Raw genomic sequence first — 2,878 nt, 5'->3', positions numbered from 1 at the left:
CGCCCGGTGCGCCCCACCCCCAGGCCACCACCAACGGCCTGGCCGTCGCCTCCCTCGTCACCGGCATCGTCTGCCTGGTGCCGCCGCTCGGACTGGTCCTCGGCGCGGTCGCGCTGGGGCAGATACGGCGCCGCGGCCAGCGGGGCAAGGGCCTCGCCGTGGCCGGCATGGTCCTGTCGCTGATCAGCACGCTGCTCGTCGCGGTCGGCTTCGCCACGGGCGCCTTCAAGGAGTTCGCGGACGGCGCCCGCAAGGTGAAGGAGGACGTCGCCAGCACCGACTCCGCGTTCAGCCTCCGCACCGGTGACTGCTTCAACCAGCCCGGCGGCACGGCCGACCAGCAGGAGGTCGACACGATCCGGAGCGTCGACTGCGCCAAGCCGCACGACGCCGAGGTGGCCGGCTCCTTCGAGCTGACCGGCGCCGCCTACCCGGGCGTCCCGGCGATCGAGAAGCAGGCCGAGGAGCGCTGCCAGACGATCGGCGAGCAGTACGCGCAGGACTCCTGGGCGGTGCCGGAGAGCGCGGTGACGTTCTACTACCACCCCACCGAGGAGAGCTGGCGGCACCTGGACGACCGCACGGTGACGTGCGCGTTCGCCGCCGAGAAGGGCAAGCTGACCGGCTCGCTGCGCGCGGACGCCACCACGCTGGACGCCCACCAGGCGGCGTACCTCAAGGCGCTCAACTCCCTCGACGCGGTGCTCTTCACGGAGCCGGAGGCCGACCCGGAGACCGACCTGAAGGCCAACGTCGCCTGGGCCGGCGAGGTCGAGGAGGCCCTCGGCGGCTCGATCGCCGGACTGCGGGGGCACACCTTCCCCGGTGCCTCCGCCCGGCCCGTCGCGGACGTCGTGGAGAAGCTGGAGAAGGCCCGCGGGCACTGGGCGGAGGCCGCGAAGGCCCCGGACGCCGACACCTTCTGGACGCACTACGAGCCCGGCCACGAGGCCCTGCCGTTCGACCTGGGCAAGGACGCGCGCGCCGCGCTGAAGCTCTCCACCAAGGCGCCGGCCCCGCCGGCCGACTGACGCGCCGTACGGCGCGCCACCCCTTCCGGGCGCACGGCGGTCGCGGCCGTCGTGCGCCCGTCCGCCGCCGGGCCGGCCCGTGCCGGACGGCGGCCGTCACGAACCGTGAGGTGTTGGCCCGTGCTTGCGGGGCGCACGGCGGGTTGCCAGGCTGTCGCCGTCCGTCAACCCGAGGGGAGTGGTCGGTGGCATTCGGCGAGCAGCCCGCCTACCTGCGTGTCGCGGGCGACCTCCGCAAGAAGATCGTCGACGGCTCGCTGCCTCCCCACACCCGGCTGCCCTCCCAGGCCCGCATCCGCGAGGAGTACGGCGTCTCGGACACCGTCGCCCTGGAGGCGCGCAAGGTCCTGATGGCCGAGGGGCTGGTCGAGGGGCGCTCCGGGTCGGGCACGTACGTCCGGGAGCGCCCCGTGCCGCGCCGGATCGCCCGTTCCGGATACCGCCCGGCGCACGGGCCGGTGACCCCGTTCCGCCAGGAGCAGGCCGCCGAGGGCGCGCGGGGCACCTGGGAGTCCGGCAGCGAGCGGGGGCGGGCGCCGGCGCCGATCGCCGCCCGGCTGGGCATCGCGCCCGGCGACCCCGTGATGCGCACCCGGTACGTCTTCCGGGACGGCGGCGAGCCGATGATGCTCTCCACCTCCTGGGAGCCCCTCGCCGTCACCGGCCGCACTCCCGTCATGCTCCCCGAGGAGGGCCCGCTGGGCGGTCGCGGGGTCGTCGAGCGCATGGCCGCGATCGGCGTCGTCGTGGACAACGTGGTGGAGGAGGTCGGCGCGCGCCCCGGTCTCGCGGAGGAGCTGCTGGCGCTCGGGGGAGTGCCGGGCCATGTGGTGATCGTCGTGGAGCGCACGTACTTCTCGTCGGGAGAGGCGGTGGAGACGGCCGACGTCGTCGTCCCCGCCGACCGCTACCGCGTCACCTACCACCTGCCGGTGCGCTGAGGCCCGGGCCCCGGCCCGCCGCTGCCGCCCCCTCGGGCGCGCGCCGTGGAAACGCGCCGCCCTCCCGCCGGGTCCCTGGCCGGATCCGTATCTCTTCGTGCCGTCGCGTATCCGGTCCGTGAAGGTCAGGCGTAAGCTCGGGCATATGCGGATTGCGATTTCGACGGAATCCTTGGACGCAGGCCACCGGGCGGGGGGAACGGCGTAATGCCCGACAGCGGTACGGCTCTTCTCTGGCAGGTCATCCGGCAGGACGGCAACGGCAACCACTACCGGGTCGGCCGGTACGCGACGCGCGACGAGGCGCAGAAGGTCGTCGACAGCCTCGACTCGCGCGGCCAGCGGCAGCTCTACTGGGTCGAGCGCATCGGGGAGCCGGCGCACTGACCCGCGCCGGCGGATACGCTCCGGCGCATGACGGATCGTGTGGTGGTGGCCGGAGCCGTGTACGACCGGGGGAGGCTGCTCGCCGCGCGCCGCAGCGCGCCCCCCGAGCTCGCCGGCCGCTGGGAGCTGCCCGGCGGCAAGGTGGAGCCGGGCGAGAGCCCGCCCGAGGCCCTCGTGCGCGAGCTGCGCGAGGAACTGGGCATCGAGGTGGAACCGGGGGAACGCGTACCGGGCGCCTGGCCGCTGGGCCGCGGCTACGTGCTGCACGTGTGGACGGCCCGCGTCCTGTCCGGGGAGCCCCGGCCCCTCCAGGACCATGACGGACTGCGCTGGCTGACCCGTAAGGAATGGGACACCGTCGACTGGCTGGAACAGGACGTTCCCGCGGTCGTCGAAGCCCTCCGCCACCTCCCTCCGGACGCCGGTCCCCCGCACGCCTGACCGCGCCCCGGGCCGCGCCCGGCGCGCGCCGCGCGGTGCGCCGGGCACGCGCGCCCGTCCGCCCNNCNNCGNGCNNNC

At 75.1% G+C, this 2,878-nt stretch carries 4 protein-coding genes; all 4 read left to right on the top strand.

Annotated elements, in window-relative coordinates:
- Positions 1 to 1,031, top strand: a 1,031-nt coding sequence (locus MW084_RS03670) for a DUF4190 domain-containing protein (RefSeq protein ID WP_275563471.1), incomplete at its 5' end; no start/stop codon positions are given.
- Positions 1,032 to 1,216: 185 nt separating this feature from the next.
- Positions 1,217 to 1,972, top strand: a complete 756-nt coding sequence (locus MW084_RS03665; protein ID WP_010475797.1) for a GntR family transcriptional regulator — start codon at positions 1,217 to 1,219, stop codon at positions 1,970 to 1,972.
- 207 nt (positions 1,973 to 2,179) lie between these two features.
- Positions 2,180 to 2,359, top strand: coding sequence for a hypothetical protein (locus MW084_RS03660; protein WP_010475799.1), 180 nt, complete (start codon positions 2,180 to 2,182; stop codon positions 2,357 to 2,359).
- Between the two features lie 27 nt (positions 2,360 to 2,386).
- Positions 2,387 to 2,800: a (deoxy)nucleoside triphosphate pyrophosphohydrolase gene (locus tag MW084_RS03655; RefSeq protein ID WP_275563470.1), complete on the top strand. Its 414-nt coding sequence runs from the start codon at positions 2,387 to 2,389 to the stop codon at positions 2,798 to 2,800.
- Positions 2,801 to 2,878: the final 78 nt, after the last annotated feature.

The organism is Streptomyces sudanensis, from assembly GCF_023614315.1.
Taxonomy (GTDB): Bacteria; Actinomycetota; Actinomycetes; order Streptomycetales; family Streptomycetaceae; genus Streptomyces; species Streptomyces sudanensis.
This window is presented reverse-complemented; position numbering and strand designations above follow the sequence as displayed.